Origin of the sequence: Dolichospermum compactum NIES-806 (assembly GCF_002368115.1) — a bacterium.
Classification (GTDB): Bacteria; Cyanobacteriota; Cyanobacteriia; order Cyanobacteriales; family Nostocaceae; genus Dolichospermum; species Dolichospermum compactum.
Genome location: NZ_AP018316.1, coordinates 1,267,365 through 1,288,162, shown reverse-complemented (window position 1 = coordinate 1,288,162; position 20,798 = coordinate 1,267,365). Strand labels below are relative to the sequence as shown.

Here is a 20,798-nt window from a genome sequence, read left to right as displayed (position 1 = left end):
ATATTGAACATTGTGCTATTTTTTATCAGGCAGATTTCTCAGTGGAATCAACCGTCCTTGATAAAACCGTCGTTCTAACCTACCTAAACCAAACCAAATCCCAGCACCACTGATTACAAGCAGAGTGAGAAAACTAATAGTGAAAATATCCGTTTGACCATAAATAAACATCAGCAAGGGAAGCAACGCCCAAACCAACACTGTCACCACAGCTACTCCCACCCGTAACCGTTGCAGATTAGCCAGCGCAGTCCGGCAACTAGCACATTTTTCTGTGTGAGAATGGTATCTATCTAATAAATCTTCCTTCGATAATGACGGTGATAGAGTTTTACCAGGAAACGGATCAACACTATATTGATTCACCCATGAACGCAACTGAAAGACAAACAAATCTGCCTTAGTTGGCAAATAAAACGCCTTAGTAAAATTACCACTACCACCACTTTTTTCTAGATACCGTTCTTGATGATGTAAGAAAATTTGGTCATCTTCTAAAATGCTATTTTGTCCAATATGCGAATACCAGCGCGGAGTCAACTTCAAAAACAGTCCTGGTATTTTGGAAGAGAACTTGAACGGAAAAATCGCAAATAACCGACATTCTCCCTTGCGAATAGGAGTGGCATAAACCACCGTTAAAGTCCTACCAAACTGCTTAGAGGTCAGATCATGCCACATTAAACCAGGAGCAATAAAAGTAGTATATTGTTTTCCTAAAGTACCTTTACGGGGTCCTTCTTCCCAAACTCCTTTAAATCCCCATTTTCCAGATTCTACAACTTCCAATTCCACAGGCGATACATTCGCTCGGTTGCCTACAGTACGGTGATGGGTGTAAGGAATATGACTGGAATCAAGGACGTTTTCCATCAACGTCAAGGCATCATAGGGGATATCTCGAAAAGTATTGAGACAAATCCAGCCGTCCGGGTCTTCGTCTAAAATGTCAACAATGGGAACTTTGGTTTTAGCTGCATTTTCCGCAGAACCAGGATAAACAAATAAGAGTCCTTGCCAAACTGTGGTCGGGAATGAAGTTACACAGGCACGTTGAGAAACTTCTGCTTTTCCTCCTTCAATTTGTTGGGGAATAATTGAACAGTTTCCTGTTCCTGAAAAAGCCCAGCCATGATAAGGACATTCTAACAATCCATCCTCATTAATTCTTCCTTCCGATAGTGGCGCTAACCGATGAGGGCATTGGTCTAAAAATGCTCGCCACATCTGCTGATTATTATCCCACCACAAAACAATATCGCGTTCTAGTAAAGTGAAGCGAGTCGGCAGGGATTTATCTAAATCTTTTACATAATGGACAGGATACCAAGCCTCTTGCCAATCAAAGCGTTCTGGGTCAAGTCCACCTGCGCTTAGTGATTCTGTTGTTATGGTTGGAGATATGACTACTTGAGGAGATGCCTCTGACTGGATCATGCTATTGGACATGGTAGGATCAACAATGATTTTAACTTTCTACTCCCTTCCCAAATTAACAATTTTTAATCACCCTGGCAGATAGATTTCAAAAACCAGCCGATTGTTTAAAAATTACAGAAATACCCGGTAAGTGTAAAACTCAGTCCTTCGACAAGTCTTACAGTGAGCTTGTCGAACTGCTCAGGTAACCATCACTTGAGTGCTGAGATATAAGCTACACTATGGCTTACGCCACGCTATGCCTTCGGCACACTACGTGAACGCTATCGCCAAGTCTGACATCAGTTGAAACCAAAATATTTTAACACTATGGTAGTAGATACGGAAAAAAGTACAGCAGCTAAAACAGCTTTACGTCAGGCATTAGCTGCTTGTGGTGGTAATACTAAGGACAAAACTGTAATTGCGGCGATTGAAAATCTCCAATCTCTCAATCCGACGATAGCACCAACCCACAGTGGTAGTTTAATGGATAGTGAATGGTTGTTAATCAGTGCGCCAAATTTTCCTCAAGGTGAGCAACTTGCAGATGGCAGATATTCCTATACCTTGGGTCGTTTGGCTTTTAATATGTTTCAACCGACAAAACTAAAAGTGGTGATTGACCGCGTTTTTCAACCTGTATTTTTGTTAGGAAATGGAGAGCAGCGAACTCATGACATTGTTGTGGAATTTACAACTATTGATGAATCTGCTCCTCAACTGTCTGGGATTATTTGTAACCAAGGAATTTGTCAGCCAGTAAGTGATACGGTGCTGCAAGTGCAATTTACGGGAGGAATTTTAAAACCGCAATCTACAACGAAAATGGACGATTGGAAGGCTGTTTTTGGTGAGCAAGGTAAGTCTAAAAAAACAAATTGGCAAGATAGTTTGATGTCCGGTTTTTTGAAGTTGATGTTTGGTCTAGTTCCTCCACAAACTATGAATCCAGAAACTGGAGAAGTTTCTTTTGTTATGAATCGTTCTCCCAAAGGACGTTTAGAAATCCTTTATTTAGGTCAATAACTCAGGGCTGAAGCCACTGAGCTTGTAAGAAATCAAGACTTACGTGTTTGACTAGCTCATTGAGACGCAATTTGGTACGAACTTCCGAATACTTCTCTAGTTCGGATTATCTTCAAGCTATCTTGTAATAGCGTTGGTTAAAGCCAAGACATCTTGATTGCGTTGAGCAAAGGGACATTAAACTTTACTCGAAGGATTATCTCTTTATGCGAGTACCCGTAATTTCAGTAGACAATACGCCATTAATGCCAACTAAACCTAGTCGAGCAAGACGATGGATCAAAGATGGTAAAGCAATCGGCAAATTCGATAAACTTGGCATTTTCTATGTCCAGTTATTAGCCGAATCAAGTAATACCGAAACGCAAGAAATAGTTCTTGGTTTAGATCCTGGTAAACTCTTTTCAGGTATAGCGGTTCAGTCCAAAAAGTTCACCTTGCAAATGTTGCATTTAGTTTTGCCTTTCAAAACGGTCAAAGACCGAATGGATCAACGATCAATGATGCGGCGTAATAGGCGAGGAAGGCGAATTAATAGAAAGCTATCATTCAACAAACGCAATCATCGTCAAGCAAGATTTGATAATCGTCGTGGCTCAAAGTTACCTCCAAGTATTAGAGCAAACAAAGACTTGGAATATCGGGTAATTAGTTTACTCCTTCAACTTTACCCAATAAAAACAATTGTTATTGAAGAAGTAGAAGCGCGAGGTAACAAAGGCTTTAGTCCTGTTATGGTTGGGCAGAGATACCAAATTGTCCGACTATCACAACTTACAAATGTTGTTTTAAAGAAGGGTTGGGAAACATCAAACCTTCGTAAACATCTGGGATTGCATAAAGAAAAATCCGATAAATCTTTGCAAATACCAGAAACGCACGCTGTTGACGCGGTGACATTAGCTTGCTCTGAATTTGTTAAATACCAAACTTGGGAAGGAGCTAAAAATCATGGTGCATCTTGGGTAGGAGGTGTAGATGTTACAGAGTCTCAATTCACTATTGTGCGTCGTCCTCCAATTAGCCGTAGACAATTACATTTGATGGCTTTTAGTAAAGGTGGTAATCGTCGGAAATATGGTGGATCTACAACCCGTCATGGATTTAGAAAAGGTGATTTTGTGGAAGCCACTCAAGGAAGTAAAACATTCTTTGGTTGGGTTAGCGGAGACACTGAAAAACAAGTTTCAGTTAGTGATGCTCATTGGAAAAGACTCGGGCAATGTTCCGTTAAGAAAGTTAAGTTGATACGAAGATCAACAGGATTAATTACCACTGCGGTTAAAACCGCCCGTGTCGCGGCTGGTGAGCGATGTCGAACCATCCCTCTCAGCACGCTTTGTGACTGAGTTTCCCACTTACCGTGAGGTCTTATGAAGAACTGCGGATTACTCGTGGAGAAAAAGGAACTGTTTTAGTTTGTGAACGATTATAGCGTTTACCAGACTAGTACCGCAGTGAAGTCAAAAGTTATAGCTGTGTCCCCGCAAAAGCGGGGATTGCCCTCGTGAAACTTGTCTTCGTAAAAACAGGTAACAGGGCTTAAAAGTAATAGATCATAATTAATCAAAATAATTAATTTGCAGCTAACCGCTGCCTGGGAGAGATGCAATTTTCTCCCAACTATGTCAATAATTAATCTGGCTGACATTCAACAAATTAAGAAAACTCAGCAACAACTTTTATTTCCCCAGCAAAAACATCATCCAAATCAATCTGCTGTTGATTCTATTATTGCCGATAACTTCCATTTGCTGATGAAACAATTATTTTTACAACTTCCTGTAGAACCGTTATTAAATGCCCATCCTCAAATTGCTCAATGGGTTGATCAAGTACAGGAACTTGCACCAGAAATCTTTCAATCTCGCAAAAAGTTATTAGTTGATAATGCCGTCATTGCCCCCCTAATGATTAATAACGATAATTACTTTGTTCAAGTCACCACAAATATAGCATTTAAACAAGGTATTCCTAGACTTTATGAATGGGCTGTGCGTCATCCTCAGTTAAGCTGGCAAGACCGAGTAAAGTTGTGGACTACGACTATTCAATACTCAGTTATTCCTAACAACATACAGCTTGTGATTTTAGCATTAGACCCTGTGAAACCACCCCAAAGATTAAATATACGCTGGAACAAGAAGTATCATCGGCAGACTGAAAGATGGTTAATTAAACTCCTGAATCAACCTCAAGAAAATGATGGAAAATCAAATAAAGTCAATCATGAATTATCGTCACTGGTAAATTTAAACGATATTTCTGAAGTTAGTATTTAAGCCTCTTTTGTCACTTTTTCAAAATGAAAAGGCGTAACCCTTATCAAAAAAGAGTTTTAATCTAAAACAATGATTGTATTCATCATATTAAAAGTCACCTGTGGGATTGCTCCTAGTGCGCCTGTAACACCTAATTATCAACCGCCTTTCAAGTTTACGGGTAAGATTTACAGTGTAACCCACATTCCGCACCCCAAACTGTTACAGAGGTAAATTACGGAGATGGAAATCAAAAGGAGCATCAAAAGAAACATATAAAGTGAAAAAAGGCATTTGAGAAACAGCAAATCACCAAAAATATCATCAAAACCTATTCTCAATAAGAAGCAATAAGAATGCACACCACCTGGAGAGATCAACAGATAAATAAAAGAAGATATTCAAGAAACAATTATAAGTTAGACTAATCAATTAAAGTAAAAAACGAAATTATAGATATAGTAAAATGGAGCCATACATCAAAGAGATTAGCTCATCTTTACAAGAGAAATTAAATTGATAGAGATAATAATTAGGTGACTAATTGATAGTAACGTAAACAATCATTTGGTAGAAGACTCAAGATAAAATCTCTGTCCTTATTCCAATTAGAAATATATTTCTCCTGATTGAGTGTAACCAAATTAATACACTGAAAGCATTGAAAAATCCAGCGTAAAGTAGGACGATTAGTTGCTTTGCCTAATTGATTTTTAATTGTTGATTTAGACTCCAAAAGAGCATTTCTAATGTGCCGTTGAGCCAAAGTATAAACCAGTAGACATAAACCCATAATCATTCCCAGAGACTCTATTCTCTCAGGACTTTTGAGAAAAATACTGTCTGCAAAAAATAATGGGTCTTTAAGAAAACCGAACCCCCGCTCACAAGACTGTTGAGCTTTATATTCACTCAGCATGGAATCATTGCTAAGTTCATTTGAATCTAAAACATTCGTAGCAATAATAAAACGTCCTGCACTCAGCAATTCTGTATTAATTTTACTTTCATTTTCGGAAACTGTAGCTGATATTTGGTAAGATATTTCTTCTGAAGAATCTTTTGTCTTAAATTTGATTTGAGTAACCAAAATTTCGTTAATTTGATGATATTTGAATTGTTTTGATAATTTTGATAATGCCTTGATAGCATCAGCCTCACAAGCAAATCTCTCTTGTGATAACTTTTTCAAATCTTTCACAGCTTTTGATTCTGCTTTGGTAATTTTTTGTCTGAGCTTACGCAGGTCTGATTCTCTTCTTTCTTGACTTTGCACTACTAACCATCTTTGTTCTATCCCTGCATAATTTTCGGTTTTTGATGCTAATTTATATCCTGGTATTGTACTATCAATAAATTCTGATTCTGGTATTGTTGAGATTAATGATTTTGCTGCTTTGATACTTAATGGTACTCGACATAACCAGCGTAAATCTGACATCATTTTCAGGTTTGATTCTGTATATAAGGCGCAGTCTGCTACGATGAGACTGTTAACTTCTAATTGTTGCTGATACTCAACTGCTATTTGACCAAAACATGATGAGTCAGCTTGGTTTCCCGATGCTAGTTTTAAAAATATTGGGATGTCTCCATCCCCTGAACATATCATTTCTATAATGAACTGTTTTAAGTCTGGTCTGTGGTCACGGGAATAACCGTAGGTGATGGTTATTTCTTTGGGTGATTTTACTTCTAATTCTTTTAATTCTGGACTATTTTCTACCTTTTGACTTTCAAATATTACTTCTGGTAAGCTGGTATTATATTGCCCATGCACGTGCATTGATGATGAGTCTAGATGTGATGTTGATAGTGATACTCCAAATTTTTGGGCTGCTTTTACTGCGATGATAAAAAAGATTGTATCTAAGCCTTTTATAAACAGTTTATCCATGACTCTCCCCAGTTTATCGTCGTTGAGATATTCTGGTTTTACTCCTGTTCCTATTAGATGTTCACAAGCGATTGTTTCAAAATATTTAGGAAACATATATAACGGTTTGGAGACAAATCCTAACCCGTTTATTATCATGGCTTTTACTACTTGACTTGCATTTACTTTTTCGTCTTTTTCGACTCCTATTAATTCATTTATTATTTCTACTATTCCGATTGAATCTATGATTCCTGCTACTATCCCTAGATGGTCTATGTTCTGAATTTCTATTTCTTGAGGTTTTAATTTCACAACAGTTTCCTCTAATACTTCTGTTGTTATCAATTATTTCTTATTTGGTTATCAATTCATTTTTTTCTTTTGTTACCAAGTTTCACTTTTTCACACCATGTCCCTTTTAATGCTACTAATTTTCATTAAGTATCTTAATTTTTGAATTGACTTTAGTTATTATGTACTACTTTAAGGGCTTTTTTGATCTGTGACAGTTTGGGGTGCGGAATGTGGGGTGTAATAGTTGATGTCAGTGGGGATTTGATTCAAGACAGGGAAGCGGAAATGCGGACGATTATGGCGCGACAATAGGTGAATACCGTGAATACCTAAGTTAGAAAGTTAGCCTCTTGATGAGGCTACAAAACTGTGTATGAGATAGGGTTTGCTGAAAGAATGCAAAAGTATTACCAGATAAAGGTTTACAGAAGTTTCTATCCAAATAAGTGCAAGATTATAGACTACTACTTTCATCAAATTTTATATTTTTGCTTTAATATACTGTTGTGCTACATCACGAATAAAATCATGAGCTTCATTAAGACTCATCGCTGGTGTTCGATTTTTCTTGAGATTTTTTTTGAGGCCATGACGAGAATGAATGCCAGATAGTGAATAGTTATTTGCAACATTAGTGAATTTTTCTCTGGCTTTTGGATCGATAGACAGGGTTATGTCTTCTTCTTTTGTAAGATACTCTATAGATTCAAGAATCTTGTAATATGTAACCCAATTTTTCTCCATATTGAAATACTTTAAAACCAGATATATACCTTCATCTTCAGTTGCTTTATTCAGTAACATAAGACGAATATCGGACTTTGCTTTTTGAAGTTCAGTAGCTACAGCTTCTTCTGAAATATCTGGTTTATCTAGTATAAAGCAATCAAGATTTTCGTAGTAATTCTGCTTTAAGTCATTATTCCATAACTGTTCTATCTCAATCTTCCAGCAATTACTGTCAAACAATGAAGATGCCCCATTAAAAAGAGAAACTAGCTCATAACCTATCTGCCATACGATTTGACAATCATTCTCGTTGTTACAATATATACTCCGAAATCTATAGTCGTCTACTGAACATTCATTCCAAAAATCTGTCACTTCATAAATTTGAAAGTAACTGCTCCCTGTTGTGCAAGACAGACTCCATAAGTCTTGTGGTGAACCTCTCAATAAAAATTCCCAATTATTGTTTATAAACAATGATACCTCCAAAGATATAACGATAAAAACCAACAATTGTAAACAACCCTAAATAGTTTAGTTAGGGTAAGCATTACAGACATTTTAAGGATAATGTCCAGAAAAATTTTGTATATCGTCAATATCTATGTATTATACAGAATTTTTCCTGTATATTATCCAAAAAAGCAAGATAGCAAACAGCACTGGGTTCATAACTCTGTGGAGCGATCTCATCTTGAATCTAGGTTATCAGTCCCGAAAGGTCGCCACCAATTTGATATAGATTATCCTAAATACTTAAAAACGATTCCAGTTAGACTTATGGATAACACACTGCAATTATTAACCCCTATACAACTCGGTACTTACACCTTACCGAATCGTCTGGTAATGGCTCCTTTAACCCGCTGTCGTGCTGCGGCTGGCAACATTCCCTACGAACTCCATGCCACCTACTATGCACAACGAGCAACCGCTGGACTGATTATTTCCGAAGCAACCCAAGTCTGTCCCCAAGGACAAGGTTATCCCGCTACCCCCGGCATCCATTCCGCTGAACAGATTGCTGGCTGGAAAAAAGTTACCCAAGCGGTTCACGACAAAGGTGGTCGCATTTTTCTGCAACTCTGGCACGTTGGGCGCATTTCCCATCCTGATTTCCAGCCAAATGGTGAATTACCCGTTGCCCCTAGCGCGATTACCCCAACAGGAGAAGTCGGAACCTACGAAGGCATGAAACCCTACGTCGCGCCCCGCGCCCTTGAACTTGAAGAAATCCCCAGCGTGATTGACCAATATCGTCAAGGTGCGAAAAATGCCCTCGAAGCAGGCTTTGACGGCGTTGAAGTACATGGCGCAAATGGTTATCTGATTGATCAATTTTTGCAAGACTGCACCAACCACCGCACCGATGCCTATGGCGGCTCAGTAGAAAATCGCTCACGCTTTTTGATGGAAGTTATGGAAGCCGTGATTGAAGTCTGGGGTGGCGATCGCGTTGGTTTGCGATTATCTCCTTCCGGCAGTTTTAACGATATGGGCGACTCAGACCCCAAGACCCTCTTCAGCTATGTTGTGCAGGAACTCAACAAATTTAACTTAGCCTACCTACACCTCATCGAACCCCGGCTCAATGCGAGCCAAGATACCCTAGAACATCTCAGTAGCGACCTCACCGCTGGTTTTTTCCGTCCCCTGTTTAACAGTAAAATTATTGCCGCTGGCGGATTAAACCGTGAAATTGGCGAACAAATCATCTCCAAGGGCGAAGCTGATCTAATTGCCTATGGTCGCATCTATATTTCCAATCCTGACCTGGTGAAACGTTTTGCCCTGAATGCGTCGTTAAATCCCTACGATCGCAGTACCTTTTACGGCGGCACAGAACAGGGCTACACTGACTATCCCTTTTTAGCAGAAGCGTAAAGTTATGACCTCGGAGTGCCGATTTTCAGAGTTGCTCTAGCTTGGTGATTGGCACTCCCAAAACCTGCCTAGAAATATTTTTTGTGATTCGTGGCGATTGCCTCTGGCACTGCGCTCCGCGCAATCGCCCCCTGCGGTTGGTCGGCGTTGGTAATTAAATAATAAACGATGTTGAAAGCGAAGGTGTCCCACCTGGGCAATAGTTTCAAAATCACGACAATTCTCAAAGCAAACCGTTAGGTCGAGGAGTGTCAACCTTGCAATCCTGGAGTTTGATAAACTCGTGTTGTAAAATTCTCTAAAACATCAGTTTCTTGATGATTACCAGACCCCTGTTCCTCCTGTTCTTGGACTGTGGCCACATCTTCCTCTGGTAATGGCAACATCCTTCCTGCTTCCTCAATGCGGTCATACAATGCCTGTGTGAGCATTTTAATATCAGGAATTGTCACCTGACTTTCTAAAGCCAATCTAACTTGTTTGTCCCAAAGACCCTCACTTTCCTTAGCTCGTTTTTCATCGGTTTTCGACACAGGAATAATTAAAGGATAAGGAATAGATGCTTGTCCCCCTGAACTGTAACCGGGACTGGTAATTACACATTTACCTTGGGGAAATTTAAGAATTTCATCAGCACTAATCACAGGCATCTTTTGTAAATTCTCACTCCAGCTAATTGAACGGCTCATTTGTCCACCCAGAGTTCGCCCTGTGGTCCGATTTTTAATCAGCACTTCCTTTTCACCGTAACGCTTTGAGTAATCTTCCGCCGTTTTGTAATTACCAGGATTGAATAACACATGGGTACTGCAAGCTGATGCGATCGCACTCCCCATTTTATCGCCATAAATATCGTAAAGCTGCTCTAGACTTTGAATACCTAAGATAAAACAAGCACCATTAGAACGATATTCATTAATCCACTGTGGTAGTCTATCCAACTTAATTGATGGTAATTCATCCAAAGAAATAATCAACGGGTCTTTACGGGGGCGGCTCAAATTACCGACAATCATCAAGTGCATTGCTGCTGCCAGTAAAGGACCAACCACACTGCGACGTTCATCATCTAGCTTGAAGACCACCATTTCTCTACCTGATAGCTGAGTGGGAATATCCGATTGACCGATGAATGCCCGTAACAAATCAGCTTGAATAAAAGATGAGAAAGTCCCTGCCGCTGTCGTCAAAATCCCGGAAATAGTCTTTTCTGCGTCCTTAGCACTCAAAAATTGAATAAATGAAGTGGCAACCCATTCATCTAAGCGTTTGGACTGGACCGCATGATCAAGACGTTGTACCAATTTTGGCAACCGCAACACCGCATACAACATCGCCATATCTGGGTAAGGTGAACCCTTGACTAACTGCAATAGTGCTTTTGCTAACAAATCCCCAGCTTTAGCAAAGAATTCGTCACTCTTACCCCCACTGGCAGCATTGCGGTTAATCACTTGACCAATTTCCCCAGCCATGACCCCATCCCGTGCATCACGCATATAATCCAAGGGATTGATGACACCGCTAAAAGCTTCACCGGGGGCAAAGACTAGGGCAAAGACTAGGACTTTATAGCCATAACGTGCTGCTAGAGGAGCGTGGAGTCGCATTTGGTCGCCTTTCTAGGTAAAGTTAGGGAATTGACCTTTTGGATATTTTTTTTGAGAGAGATAAGCTTCCTCTTTAAATGTTGTACAATATAGTTGTACAACTTCTTTAAAAAGAGAATGTTAAACAAAGAAACCACTTACTCTCAAGCAAGGTTGAATTTAGCAACTATCTTAGATCAGGTGTGTGATCAACGGGAAATTGTAGTAATTAAACGTCGTAATGAGAAAAATGTGGCGTTAATTGCAGAAGATGAACTTTCCAGTTTATTAGAGTGTGTTTATTTATTAAGATCACCTGAAAATGCTAAACGTTTATTTCGGTCTTTAGAATGGGCTGAAACAACAATAGAAACTCCTCAAACATTGGCTGAATTAAAAGAGGAGTTAGGAATTGAGTAGTAAGAAAAAAAAGCCAGATACTCATAATGAAGAAAAAGAATTATCTGGTTATTTTCCTGTTTTCAGTCCTGATTTTAAAGCAGATTTGGCTTGGTGGTATAATCATGATAGAAAAAAAGGGGATAAGATATTGGATTTAGTAGCGGATATTCTTGACGGTCAACCGTTTACAGGCTTAGGTAAACCTGAACCTCTTAAATATATTGCTCCTGATACTTGGTCACGACGCATTGATTTAGAACATCGTTTGGTTTATAAAGTAACACAAAATAAAGTTTATTTTTTACAAGCTCGTTATCATTATGAATCAGATTAAAATCAAAACATAGTATGCTCAACAAAAAAAATGCGAAATTCCCAATCTTCTATAGGGCGAGTATGATTTCAACCATAACATTGCCACCTTTTCAACCATAATCTTGCCAAATTAGTCGCTGGAAGGTTCATGATGACATGAGTTTAATGGCACTGACAACCTCCATTTCAACCATCATCTTGCCGTTGCTATTTTCAACCATCACCTTGCCGTTGCGGCAATTTCAAACTTGAAATCACACTAGCATAAAATAATTAATTTGTACTAAATTTAGAGGCTAACGCCTCAGACTTTGGACAATCATATTTATGCAGTCCAATGGTTAAATCAAAAGTTACAAACAACTCTAAACACCCCCATCAATCTCCTCCCAAAACTGCTGCTACTAAACCTAAAACTACCAAAGCCAGAGCAACTGAACCTGATGATTATGACTTTGAAGAAACCGAATTTGAAATAGACCCAGAACTCTTCAATGATCATTATAACCAAGTCCGTAAACCACTTCTTCCCTATGGCATAGTCGTTAACGATAAACCTGCTGGACTATTAATTCCCGAAGACCAGTTAGAAAAAGCTGGTTGGCTAGAAATGCCTGAAGAAGATGATTTAACTACTGTCACTTTAACTGAATATGTCACCGGACTATTAATTACTGAAGGTCGGTTACTGGTTTTAGCTTTTGCACCAGAATATATCCGCTATAAATCAGATGTTGAAGAAGTAGGTAGTTCGTTGGTTGGGCTTTATGACGACTACAGAAATAGTCTTGATAAAAGAACAATGGATGTATGTTCAGAACACGCAATTATGTTTCTGGATGACAAGAATCAACCATTACATACTACTCCTGTTGTTGTCCGGTTTAAGAATGTAGCTCTCTGGAGTTTTAAATCAGTCCGTGAAGAGTTTTACCGTTCATTAGAGAAAACCTTTGCTGATTATTTCCAAGTACCATTTAGTGGTAAAAGTGATAAATGGCGGAGTTTAGGGGTGCTAGAAATTGAGTTTAGAGCCATTAAAGAAGGTGAAGGTAAGAATAAACATAACTGTTGCAAAACTGTAGCCTACACTAAACCCACAGTTGAAAATTTCCCCCAACTGTATTTAGGTAAAACCACAGCTAAAAGTTTAATTTGGCAACAGCATGATGCTATCGCTGGTTTCAATGAACCACAATCTCTACCTGCTTTACCAGGAGAATCAACTTCTGTAGAGGTGGAAGTTTTACCACCAAACAAGAATAAGAACAAGAGTAAAACTCAAGCTGTCCGTAAATCCAAACCAACAACTAAACCACCTCGGAAAATTCAAGTAATTGAAGATGACGATGATGAAAACGACGATTTAGAAACCGATTTGGACGATGATGATTTTGAATTTGACGATGATGATGAACAAGATGATGACGAATAGTTGAATGTTATCAAATTACCTGTGTTTAACATAAAATCTACCGTAGTCAAAAACTATGGTAGATTTCTTACTAGAAAAGCTAGACATTATTTTTGTTAACTTCTTGTTTGATTGGTACTTGTTGACTAATAAAAACTGTTATTTGGGTGATTTATTCATAGTAGCCAAAAGTTGACTATCGGCAAGTTGATAACGATTACCATTAAAACAAAAGTTCAATTTTCGTAATTGCTGTTTTTCTGTTTGCAATACTTTAATACAAGGTAAAGCCTGATACCGATTTTCTCCTACTGCTAATAATTGCTTTCCTGGGGGTAATGTAGGATTTAGATAACTCAAGAATACCTGAGTAATTGGTTGATTTGGTTTAAACCAATAACCAACATACAGACAACCCAAAGCACCACAAACATCTGGAGTATTAAAGTTGAAAATTGTCAGCTTGCCATCTTTTCCTGCCACATTTACAGCCAGTATATTGTCAACAGATGCTTGAGAATTCAAGTTTGTATTTTCTACAATTACCTGTTCCACTACAGAACTAGAAACAAGATTAACAGCTTTGTGCCAAGTCACAGTTGCTGCATTAAAACTACATCCTCCTAGACCGCAGAGAACAGAAAGCAGTAAAAAGATACTTAAACCAACACGAAACCAATGCACCCAATAACGTATTCTCATGGGAGGTTGTGGTAATTGATATCTTTTTGTTTTCAGTGATTGAAATTGAGTAGAAGAGGCTGACAAAGAAGAAACTACCTTGTCTGCTGTTACTTGCTCAAATTGCTTTTTTGAATGCAAGTCAGTATCAGAAAAATCCTTTGTCTCTGACTCGGAAGATATAGAGGTTGTAGATAAATTAGTCATAAAAACCACGATGATAAGTATGGAACTTGCAACTTTTGAGAACCTAAAGGAAAGACGAATCAAACGAATTTATTTGTTGTGATAAGTTATAACAATAGCCACAATTGTTATAAGTGGCTTTCACTCCTGACTCCTGCTGTATTTCGTACTTCTAATTACCAATGTTTTGAGCATTACTAATGTATCGAGAAGTTAAACAGGACTTACGCAACTGGCACAGCGATCGCTAATTATTAGTATATGTGTACTGCAATAATGAAGATGTTATTGAATCAGACTGATTGAGAATTGTTAATAGTAATAGATTAAATAAATGACGGGTATTAATTTTATGAGAGAATGATGATAGGGTGCATTAAGAAATTAATTAACGATGAAATTTACTAAACTTAATTACTGCCAGTATTTACTTAGCAGTCAAATCAACTACACAATGACTAATCTAGCAGAACATTTAGACAATATTAGTCACGATAAAATTAATTATTATTTAAAAAATGAGAAATTGACTCCTCGGTTACTTTGGGATAATGTGAAAGATATAATTGTCCGGGACGAGAATGCTTATATTATATTTGATGACACAGTTTTAAACAAAAGATTTTCAGAAAAGATTGAAATAGTGCGAAGGCAATATAGTGGAAATGAGCATGGCATCGTCAAAGGAATTGGAATAGTCAATTGTATATATGTTAATCCTAAAACTCTCAAATTTTGGGTAATAGATTATCGTATTTTTAACCCTGACAATGATGGTTTAAGTAAAGTTGACCATGTGAAAAATATGTTGCAAGGGCTTGTATATCAAAAGGTTCTGCCATTTGATACAGTTTTAATGGATACTTGGTATGCAGTTAACAATTTAATGCTTTATATTGATAGTCTAGATAAAGTTTATTATTGTCCTTTAAAGATTAATCGTTTGGTTGATGATAGTTTTGGCAAAGAAAAATATAAAAATATTGAATCATTGTCATGGAGTGAAGATGAGTTAGAATGTGGTAAAATTATCAAGATAAAAGCATTCCCCTCCGAGAAAAAAGTGAAGCTATTCCGGGTTACTATCTCTACCGATAGAACGGACTATATCGCAACTAATGATATATCTCAAAGTTCTATGGATGTTACACAACAGGTGTGTAAAATCCGTTGGAAAATAGAAGAGTTTCACAGGGAGATAAAACAATTAACTGGCATTGAATCATGTCAGTGTCGCAAAGGTCGTCTTCAAAGAAATCATATAGCTTGTGCTATGTTGGTTTGGCTAAGACTAAAAAACTTAGCTTACAACACAGGTCAAACTATTTATCAAATTAAGCATAATTTGCTTTCTAATTATTTAATAGGACAACTAAAACGTCCAGATATTGCTATGTCAATGGTTTAGTCTTTAGGCGCTCGGTGCAGCGTAGCCGCACCATCGCTTGTGCCAGTTGCGTAAGTCCTAAAATTATAAAGAATGAGTTTTTCTAGCATATTTTTACAGTTCACAATAATTCAGGAATATGTTCATTTTCATAATTTTCAATTAATACACCAATGACTTCCATAAGAGATGCCAGATGATGGGTTTCATTTTCACCAATTTGATCAATGAGTGTATCAAGTATATTAACTCTCTGTACAGGACAAAAAATAGAGAAAAAGCTTGCAAAGGAAACAGAGAAAGGGTTTCATAGAAAGTTACCACACAATCAAAGAAACCCCTATGAACCAGATTAACCTATTACGAGACACACTAAAACCACATTTGGAATGGCATGGAGCGCGTCTAAGCTTTTTAGCGTTATTTTTAATATCTTTATTAAGAGTAAAGACAGTGAACTTGGTAGAATTAGCAACTGGTTTTCGCAACTGTGCTAAAAACGAATCCAATTACAAACGGTTGCAAAGATTTTTCCGAGATTTTGATATAGATTATGCAGTCATAGCGAAAATGATTGTAAAAATCATGAACATTCCCCAGCCTTGGGTGTTAAGTATTGACCGGACTGAATGGCGTTTTGGTCAAATATGGTTAAATATCCTCATGTTGGGAGTAGTACATAATGGTGTCGCTTACCCCCTAGTTTGGCAGATATTGGAGAAGAAAGGTAACTCCAACACGGATGAACGAATGGATTTACTTGACCGATTTGGACAACTGTTCCCAGATGCACAAGTTGACTATATCAGTGCTGACAGAGAATTCGTGGGGGCAGAATGGTTAAGTTATTTACTGCTTGAACCAAATATTCCATTCCGAATCAGGATTCGTCACACTGATTTAATTAGTGATACAGAAAAGACTCTTCCAGGTAGCGTCATTTTTGCTCATCTGGCTGCGGGTGAATCTCAGGTTTTATCTACTCGTCGTTGGGTCTGGGGTCGTTCAGTTTATGTAGCTGGTTTACGTCTTGATGATGGCAAGTTATTAATCGTGATTTCTGATACTTCTCCCCAAACCATAATTGCTGACTATGGCCGTCGTTGGGGGATTGAAACTTTGTTCGGTATGTTTAAAACTCGTGGTTTTTGCTTGGAATCTACACATTTTATTGATTCTAACCGATTGAGTAAGCTCTTAGCTTTACTGTCATTAGCTATGTGTTGGGCTGTCAAGACTGGAGAATGGTTGCATCAACACCAACCTATCAAAATCAAGAAACATGGACGTTTTGCTAAAAGTGTTTTTCGTTACGGTTTAGATTATCTGCGTTCTCTTGTTACTGATTTAGATTTGAAATATGACGACTTTCTTCTCTCTCTCAATTTTTTGTCCTGTACTTAGATATTAACTAGATGTTCATATTTTTCTTCTGTGTGAGGAACAAAAATATTTTCGGCAATGGATGACCAAGCTGTAATAGTTTGAGTGATGTTTAAGTTTTGCATTATTCTTTCCATTTTCCTTGATCGTATTCTGGATGAGTTAACACTGCAAACGGTTTATTGTTTAACTAAATATGCAACCCCTATCCAAACCTCTCCCCGCAACAGGGAGAGGCTTTGAGACTGTTATTTGTATTATAAAAAAGTCCAAGTTTTAGCCGTTTTGAGTATAACACTGCACGAATATAGATTTTTGGCGTTGCTGAATTGAGGTATGAAATTCCCAAATTGAATCTTTAAAACTCAAACCTCAGTACGTCTTTGCGCCTTTGCGTGAGACTAAAATTCATACCCTTAATCAGCAACGCCGAAATCCTGATATGGCTTGCGCCACGCTACACTATCAGACAATTAATTACCGTCAAATTAACAACCTTATTTTAATGCGATTAGAGTTATTCAGATACCTTACTTCTTAGAGAAGTTGGGGATCTATTCCATGTTTATTTTGGACTATAGGGCAGAGAAGAATGGTGTAGAATAATACGCAATTTACCATCACCACCTCTAACAAACTGCCAGGTTTTATCTACCGTTGTGACTTTACCTGTTTTATCAGTTATGGAAACATTACCCATAGTGGTAGCAGTATTACCAACAATAAAAATACCAGCGTTGCGAATTTCCACCTTTCGCCATCCTTTGAGAGCAAAACCAGTATCTTTAGGGAAAGAGGAATCACCACCCACAAAATAAGACAAAGCTCCTTTGTGTGTCGTGCGGAAGGTCTGGTCTCCAGTTGTCAAGGTTGGTTTGAACAACACCAATCCCGATTGATAAGCGTATGCTTTATCTATTATATTGTCAGCCAATGTTCTAGCAGCGGCTATCCCCTTTTCATCATAGGTGGTACTAATGGAAACCAATGCTTCACCCCAGGCTTTTTGAGCAGCCAGGACTTCAGCCTCAGTAATGGATATATTAACTACTGATGTCTTAGAATTTGATGAGGTCGGCTTAGTGGTGGTACTATTAACTTGACCATGAGCCATTGATGGCGCAGTAACCAACAAGGCTATAGTAGCAGCGGTTACAGAAAGATTGGCTTGTAATTGTTTAAAGGGGTTGGTATGCATACTAACAGGAAATATCAAAGGGGAAGTTAAAAAACGTCTCAACAGTATTTAACAACCTTGTGCCAACTCAGTCCAATAGTTACTATGAATAGTTACCATAAGTAATCATCTATGCTATTATCTAATGATCTAAGCTGTTGTGCATTTAATTTGTATAATTCTTGCGGGCAAGATGCCCGCACTACAAGAAATAATAATATTAGGGAACACCAAAAAATAAATTACCCAATTTCGTGGGCTGGGCATCCTGCCCGTCCTTGATGATTAGCGGGCAATTCGTCCCGCACTACAAGAAATTTTTGGGTATTTTTTTAATTGGGAGTCCCTTAAGGTAAGTTCCTTTTGGTCGAGCAATTTTTAGATCGCGTGGATGACGGCAAAAAGCTATGGCAAATGTTTAAGAGATTTGCGATAATTCAGTGAAAGTAATTGACAATTAATGCTACAATAAACCAATAATTACTTGGTATCATACATGATGATTACTCAAGCACTGGAATTACAAACTAACACATCAGAAGATATATCAGAAGATATCATTTTCCCACCCAGTGACCTATATAGTGATGAACCTCCCGTGGAAACAGAACTGCATTTACGTCAAATTATCCTCCTTTTAAAATGTTTAGAATGGCTGTGGAAGGAAAGAACTGATTTTTATGCTGTAGGAAACTTGAGTATTTACTATAGTCCGCATCAAAAGAAATCAGAAGATGTTAGAGGTCCAGATTTTTTCGTGGTTTTAGGAACAGAACGAAAAACTAGAAAAAGTTGGGTAGTGTGGGAAGAAAATGGCAAATATCCTCATGTTATTGTCGAAATTCTTTCACCAACTACAGCTAAAACTGATAGAGAAACTAAAAAATTACTTTATCAAGATACTTTCCGTACACCTGATTATTTTTGGTTTGATCCTTATACATTAGAATTTGCAGGATTTAATTTAATTAGTGGCAAATATCGACCCTTAGAACCTAACGAAAAAGGACATTTATGGAGTGAAGAATTGGGGTTATATTTAGGAATTTATAAGGGTTTATTAAGATATTTTACATCATCAGGAGTTTTAGTTCCCACACCGGAAGAAAGCGCAGAGATGGAAGCAACAAGAGCAGCAATGGAAGCAGAAAGAGCGAAAATATCAAATGAAAAATCTCAAAGGTTAGCCGCAAAATTGAGAGAGTTAAATATTGATCCAGATAGGATTTAAGGAAATATAAAATCAAATTGTGTTTGTTTTAATTACCCCAATTTTGTATATTACGAGGATTATTTTATGCCAATCATGACCCTTAAAGATGTAGAACAAGTCCAAACTGCTTTTAGTGAAGCTGGTTTAGATTACGATGTTGAATTAACAAATGGGAGAATTTCTATTGTGGGTCCATCAGATATTGTATCTAGTGAAATTAGTAGTCGGTTAATTGCTTTTCTCTTCGCTTGGGTAAATCCTCGTCGTTTAGGAAGAGTATTTGATTCTGCTGGGGGTTTTATTTTACCTGATAGCAACCTCACGGCACCAGATGTTTCTTTTGTGCGGGCTGCACGTCTGCGTCAAAGTCCCCGTTATTTTGGGGAACTTGTACCTGATTTAGTAGTAGAAATTAAATCTCAAAGTGATAGAATTAAACCTTTAGTTACTAAAATTCTCAACTTTATCACATTAGGTGCTGTAATGGGAATTTTAATTGATCCTGATGAAGAAACTGTAACTGTTTATCGTCATCAAGGTGAACCAACTATTTTAAATAATGGCGATATTTTAACTTTACCAGAACTTTTTCCCGGTTGGGAATTAGCCGTTTCTGAATTATGGCCTCCTATTTTTACTGAAGAAGAAACTCAAAGTTAGTTTGTTTGATATGATTAGTTTTTCTGTGGAGTTCTTTCATGAGCAATATAGGATTTTGGGCGTTGCTGAATTGAGGTATGAAATTGAAAAATCAAAAAAATGAAACTCTTACTCTCTGCGACTCTGCGACTCTGCGCCTCTGCGTGTTCGCGCAGCGTGCCGTAGGCATAATAAAATCATACTCTTAATCAGCAACGCCGGATTTTGCTTAAAGATAGCGGTGTGCGGAGAAGCCTCCGCACTAATCCTTGATTTTATTCGTGGATAGTTACTTTGATCATTTTAACTGGAGTTTTAGGGCGATCGCCTGCACCGGTGGGAGTAGTTTCAATGGCTTTCAATACATCCATCCCTTCAGTAACTCGACCGAAAACAGGGTGTTTAGATTGACCAGGTGTAAACCAATCCAGATAGTGATTGTGGACAGTGTTGATAAAAAACTGGCAACTACCACTATTAGGTCTCCCCGTATTAGCCATAGAGAGAGTTCCTGGTTCGTTAGAAAGTTTCCCGTCTTCAGGATGCTCATCTTGAATGCACCCATCAGGACCATTGCCTGTACCCGCACGCGGAGAGCTAGGATCTTTACTGTAAGGACAACCAAACTGCACCATGAAGTTATTAATCACACGGTGGAAATGCAGACCATCATAAAACCCACTTTTAGCCAATTTGATGAAATTTCCCGCCGTTATGGGCATAACATCGGTAAATAGCTCAAGAGTAATAGTACCAAGGGAAGTTTCTAGAGTTGCGGTGGGATTTGCCATGAATATTGAATTACGAATCTGTGTAATGGTTTACTTTCTCGCTTCCAGTTTACCCAAAATCTGGGAAATAATCTTAACAAAAATCCACAATTAACCCAAATTCGCATTACCTACTGTCAAACCAAC

Annotated in this window: 18 protein-coding genes; 11 read left to right on the top strand and 7 right to left on the bottom strand. The window is 38.0% G+C overall.

Going from position 1 to position 20,798, the window contains the following annotated elements; genetic code table 11:
* Nucleotides 1-15: 15 nt before the first annotated feature.
* Complete coding sequence (locus CA730_RS06295; RefSeq protein WP_096665283.1) at nucleotides 16-1,449, bottom strand: aromatic ring-hydroxylating dioxygenase subunit alpha; 1,434 nt, start codon at nucleotides 1,447-1,449, stop codon at nucleotides 16-18.
* A gap of 300 nt (nucleotides 1,450-1,749) precedes the next feature.
* Between CA730_RS06295 and CA730_RS06290 the strand changes: the two genes are divergently transcribed.
* The 3 genes from CA730_RS06290 (at nucleotide 1,750) to CA730_RS06280 (ending at nucleotide 4,730) form a co-directional block, all read left to right on the top strand.
* Nucleotides 1,750-2,448 carry a PAP/fibrillin family protein gene (locus tag CA730_RS06290; protein ID WP_096665280.1) on the top strand — a complete coding sequence of 233 codons (699 nt, stop codon included), beginning with the start codon at nucleotides 1,750-1,752 and terminating at the stop codon, nucleotides 2,446-2,448.
* Nucleotides 2,449-2,654: 206 nt separating this feature from the next.
* Nucleotides 2,655-3,797 carry an RRXRR domain-containing protein gene (locus CA730_RS06285; RefSeq protein WP_096665277.1) on the top strand — a complete coding sequence of 381 codons (1,143 nt, stop codon included), beginning with the start codon at nucleotides 2,655-2,657 and terminating at the stop codon, nucleotides 3,795-3,797.
* A 276-nt stretch (nucleotides 3,798-4,073) separates the two neighbouring features.
* Nucleotides 4,074-4,730 carry a hypothetical protein gene (locus CA730_RS06280; protein ID WP_096665274.1) on the top strand — a complete coding sequence of 219 codons (657 nt, stop codon included), beginning with the start codon at nucleotides 4,074-4,076 and terminating at the stop codon, nucleotides 4,728-4,730.
* 511 nt (nucleotides 4,731-5,241) lie between these two features.
* Here CA730_RS06280 and CA730_RS06270 read toward each other — a convergent pair.
* Together CA730_RS06270 and CA730_RS06265 are read right to left on the bottom strand one after the other, a co-directional pair.
* Nucleotides 5,242-6,900 carry an IS1634 family transposase gene (locus CA730_RS06270; protein WP_096671324.1) on the bottom strand — a complete coding sequence of 553 codons (1,659 nt, stop codon included), beginning with the start codon at nucleotides 6,898-6,900 and terminating at the stop codon, nucleotides 5,242-5,244.
* Nucleotides 6,901-7,362: 462 nt separating this feature from the next.
* The gene (locus CA730_RS06265; RefSeq protein WP_157749922.1) at nucleotides 7,363-8,088 is read right to left on the bottom strand and encodes a hypothetical protein; all 726 of its coding nucleotides are present in this window, start codon (nucleotides 8,086-8,088) and stop codon (nucleotides 7,363-7,365) included.
* 303 nt (nucleotides 8,089-8,391) lie between these two features.
* Here CA730_RS06265 and CA730_RS06260 point away from each other — a divergent pair, with 303 nt between their 5' ends.
* Nucleotides 8,392-9,495, top strand: coding sequence for an alkene reductase (locus CA730_RS06260; protein ID WP_096671322.1), 1,104 nt, complete (start codon nucleotides 8,392-8,394; stop codon nucleotides 9,493-9,495).
* A gap of 251 nt (nucleotides 9,496-9,746) precedes the next feature.
* Here the strand turns inward: CA730_RS06260 and CA730_RS06255 are convergent, their stop codons facing one another.
* Nucleotides 9,747-11,105 (bottom strand): type IV secretory system conjugative DNA transfer family protein, encoded by a 1,359-nt coding sequence (locus CA730_RS06255; protein WP_231939999.1) that lies wholly within the window; start codon nucleotides 11,103-11,105, stop codon nucleotides 9,747-9,749.
* A 117-nt stretch (nucleotides 11,106-11,222) separates the two neighbouring features.
* On the opposite strand from CA730_RS06255, the gene CA730_RS06250 reads away from it, so the two are divergent.
* The 3 genes from CA730_RS06250 to CA730_RS06240 all read left to right on the top strand — a co-directional run bounded on the left by CA730_RS06250 (nucleotide 11,223) and on the right by CA730_RS06240 (nucleotide 13,236).
* Nucleotides 11,223-11,504 carry a type II toxin-antitoxin system Phd/YefM family antitoxin gene (locus tag CA730_RS06250; RefSeq protein WP_096665268.1) on the top strand — a complete coding sequence of 94 codons (282 nt, stop codon included), beginning with the start codon at nucleotides 11,223-11,225 and terminating at the stop codon, nucleotides 11,502-11,504.
* Nucleotides 11,497-11,820 carry a Txe/YoeB family addiction module toxin gene (locus CA730_RS06245; protein WP_079290402.1) on the top strand — a complete coding sequence of 108 codons (324 nt, stop codon included), beginning with the start codon at nucleotides 11,497-11,499 and terminating at the stop codon, nucleotides 11,818-11,820. Before CA730_RS06250 ends, CA730_RS06245 begins: the two co-directional genes overlap by 8 nt.
* A 318-nt stretch (nucleotides 11,821-12,138) precedes the next feature.
* Nucleotides 12,139-13,236 (top strand): DUF5895 domain-containing protein, encoded by a 1,098-nt coding sequence (locus CA730_RS06240; protein ID WP_096665265.1) that lies wholly within the window; start codon nucleotides 12,139-12,141, stop codon nucleotides 13,234-13,236.
* A gap of 138 nt (nucleotides 13,237-13,374) precedes the next feature.
* Here the strand turns inward: CA730_RS06240 and CA730_RS06235 are convergent, their stop codons facing one another.
* Nucleotides 13,375-14,103: a hypothetical protein gene (locus tag CA730_RS06235; protein ID WP_096665262.1), complete on the bottom strand. Its 729-nt coding sequence runs from the start codon at nucleotides 14,101-14,103 to the stop codon at nucleotides 13,375-13,377.
* A gap of 373 nt (nucleotides 14,104-14,476) precedes the next feature.
* On the opposite strand from CA730_RS06235, the gene CA730_RS06230 reads away from it, so the two are divergent.
* Nucleotides 14,477-15,490 (top strand): IS701 family transposase, encoded by a 1,014-nt coding sequence (locus CA730_RS06230; RefSeq protein ID WP_096665083.1) that lies wholly within the window; start codon nucleotides 14,477-14,479, stop codon nucleotides 15,488-15,490.
* 321 nt (nucleotides 15,491-15,811) lie between these two features.
* Nucleotides 15,812-16,873, top strand: coding sequence for an IS4 family transposase (locus tag CA730_RS06225; RefSeq protein ID WP_096663248.1), 1,062 nt, complete (start codon nucleotides 15,812-15,814; stop codon nucleotides 16,871-16,873).
* A gap of 544 nt (nucleotides 16,874-17,417) precedes the next feature.
* Here the strand turns inward: CA730_RS06225 and CA730_RS06220 are convergent.
* Complete coding sequence (locus CA730_RS06220; protein WP_096665259.1) at nucleotides 17,418-18,050, bottom strand: hypothetical protein; 633 nt, start codon at nucleotides 18,048-18,050, stop codon at nucleotides 17,418-17,420.
* A 475-nt stretch (nucleotides 18,051-18,525) separates the two neighbouring features.
* On the opposite strand from CA730_RS06220, the gene CA730_RS06215 reads away from it, so the two are divergent.
* Nucleotides 18,526-19,260, top strand: coding sequence for a Uma2 family endonuclease (locus CA730_RS06215; protein WP_096665256.1), 735 nt, complete (start codon nucleotides 18,526-18,528; stop codon nucleotides 19,258-19,260).
* A 66-nt stretch (nucleotides 19,261-19,326) separates the two neighbouring features.
* Entirely contained in the window at nucleotides 19,327-19,902 is a 576-nt protein-coding gene (locus tag CA730_RS06210) for a Uma2 family endonuclease (RefSeq protein ID WP_096665253.1), read from the top strand.
* Nucleotides 19,903-20,156: 254 nt separating this feature from the next.
* Here CA730_RS06210 and CA730_RS06205 read toward each other — a convergent pair whose 3' ends face one another.
* The gene (locus CA730_RS06205; RefSeq protein ID WP_027404286.1) at nucleotides 20,157-20,672 is read right to left on the bottom strand and encodes a peptidylprolyl isomerase; all 516 of its coding nucleotides are present in this window, start codon (nucleotides 20,670-20,672) and stop codon (nucleotides 20,157-20,159) included.
* Nucleotides 20,673-20,798: the final 126 nt, after the last annotated feature.

Bases quoted from the DNA above. Each gene is read 5' to 3' on its own strand.
- CA730_RS06260 (WP_096671322.1), top strand. From the start codon at position 8,392: ATGGATAACACACTGCAATTATTAACCCCTATACAACTCGGTACTTAC.
- CA730_RS06220 (WP_096665259.1), bottom strand. From the start codon at position 18,050: ATGCATACCAACCCCTTTAAACAATTACAAGCCAATCTTTCTGTAACC.
- CA730_RS06230 (WP_096665083.1), top strand. From the start codon at position 14,477: ATGAAATTTACTAAACTTAATTACTGCCAGTATTTACTTAGCAGTCAA.
- CA730_RS06240 (WP_096665265.1), top strand. From the start codon at position 12,139: ATGGTTAAATCAAAAGTTACAAACAACTCTAAACACCCCCATCAATCT.
- CA730_RS06235 (WP_096665262.1), bottom strand. From the start codon at position 14,103: ATGACTAATTTATCTACAACCTCTATATCTTCCGAGTCAGAGACAAAG.
- CA730_RS06290 (WP_096665280.1), top strand. From the start codon at position 1,750: ATGGTAGTAGATACGGAAAAAAGTACAGCAGCTAAAACAGCTTTACGT.
- CA730_RS06285 (WP_096665277.1), top strand. From the start codon at position 2,655: ATGCGAGTACCCGTAATTTCAGTAGACAATACGCCATTAATGCCAACT.
- CA730_RS06255 (WP_231939999.1), bottom strand. From the start codon at position 11,105: ATGCGACTCCACGCTCCTCTAGCAGCACGTTATGGCTATAAAGTCCTA.
- CA730_RS06205 (WP_027404286.1), bottom strand. From the start codon at position 20,672: ATGGCAAATCCCACCGCAACTCTAGAAACTTCCCTTGGTACTATTACT.
- CA730_RS06295 (WP_096665283.1), bottom strand. From the start codon at position 1,449: ATGTCCAATAGCATGATCCAGTCAGAGGCATCTCCTCAAGTAGTCATA.
- CA730_RS06210 (WP_096665253.1), top strand. From the start codon at position 19,327: ATGCCAATCATGACCCTTAAAGATGTAGAACAAGTCCAAACTGCTTTT.
- CA730_RS06280 (WP_096665274.1), top strand. From the start codon at position 4,074: ATGTCAATAATTAATCTGGCTGACATTCAACAAATTAAGAAAACTCAG.
- CA730_RS06225 (WP_096663248.1), top strand. From the start codon at position 15,812: ATGAACCAGATTAACCTATTACGAGACACACTAAAACCACATTTGGAA.
- CA730_RS06250 (WP_096665268.1), top strand. From the start codon at position 11,223: ATGTTAAACAAAGAAACCACTTACTCTCAAGCAAGGTTGAATTTAGCA.
- CA730_RS06215 (WP_096665256.1), top strand. From the start codon at position 18,526: ATGATGATTACTCAAGCACTGGAATTACAAACTAACACATCAGAAGAT.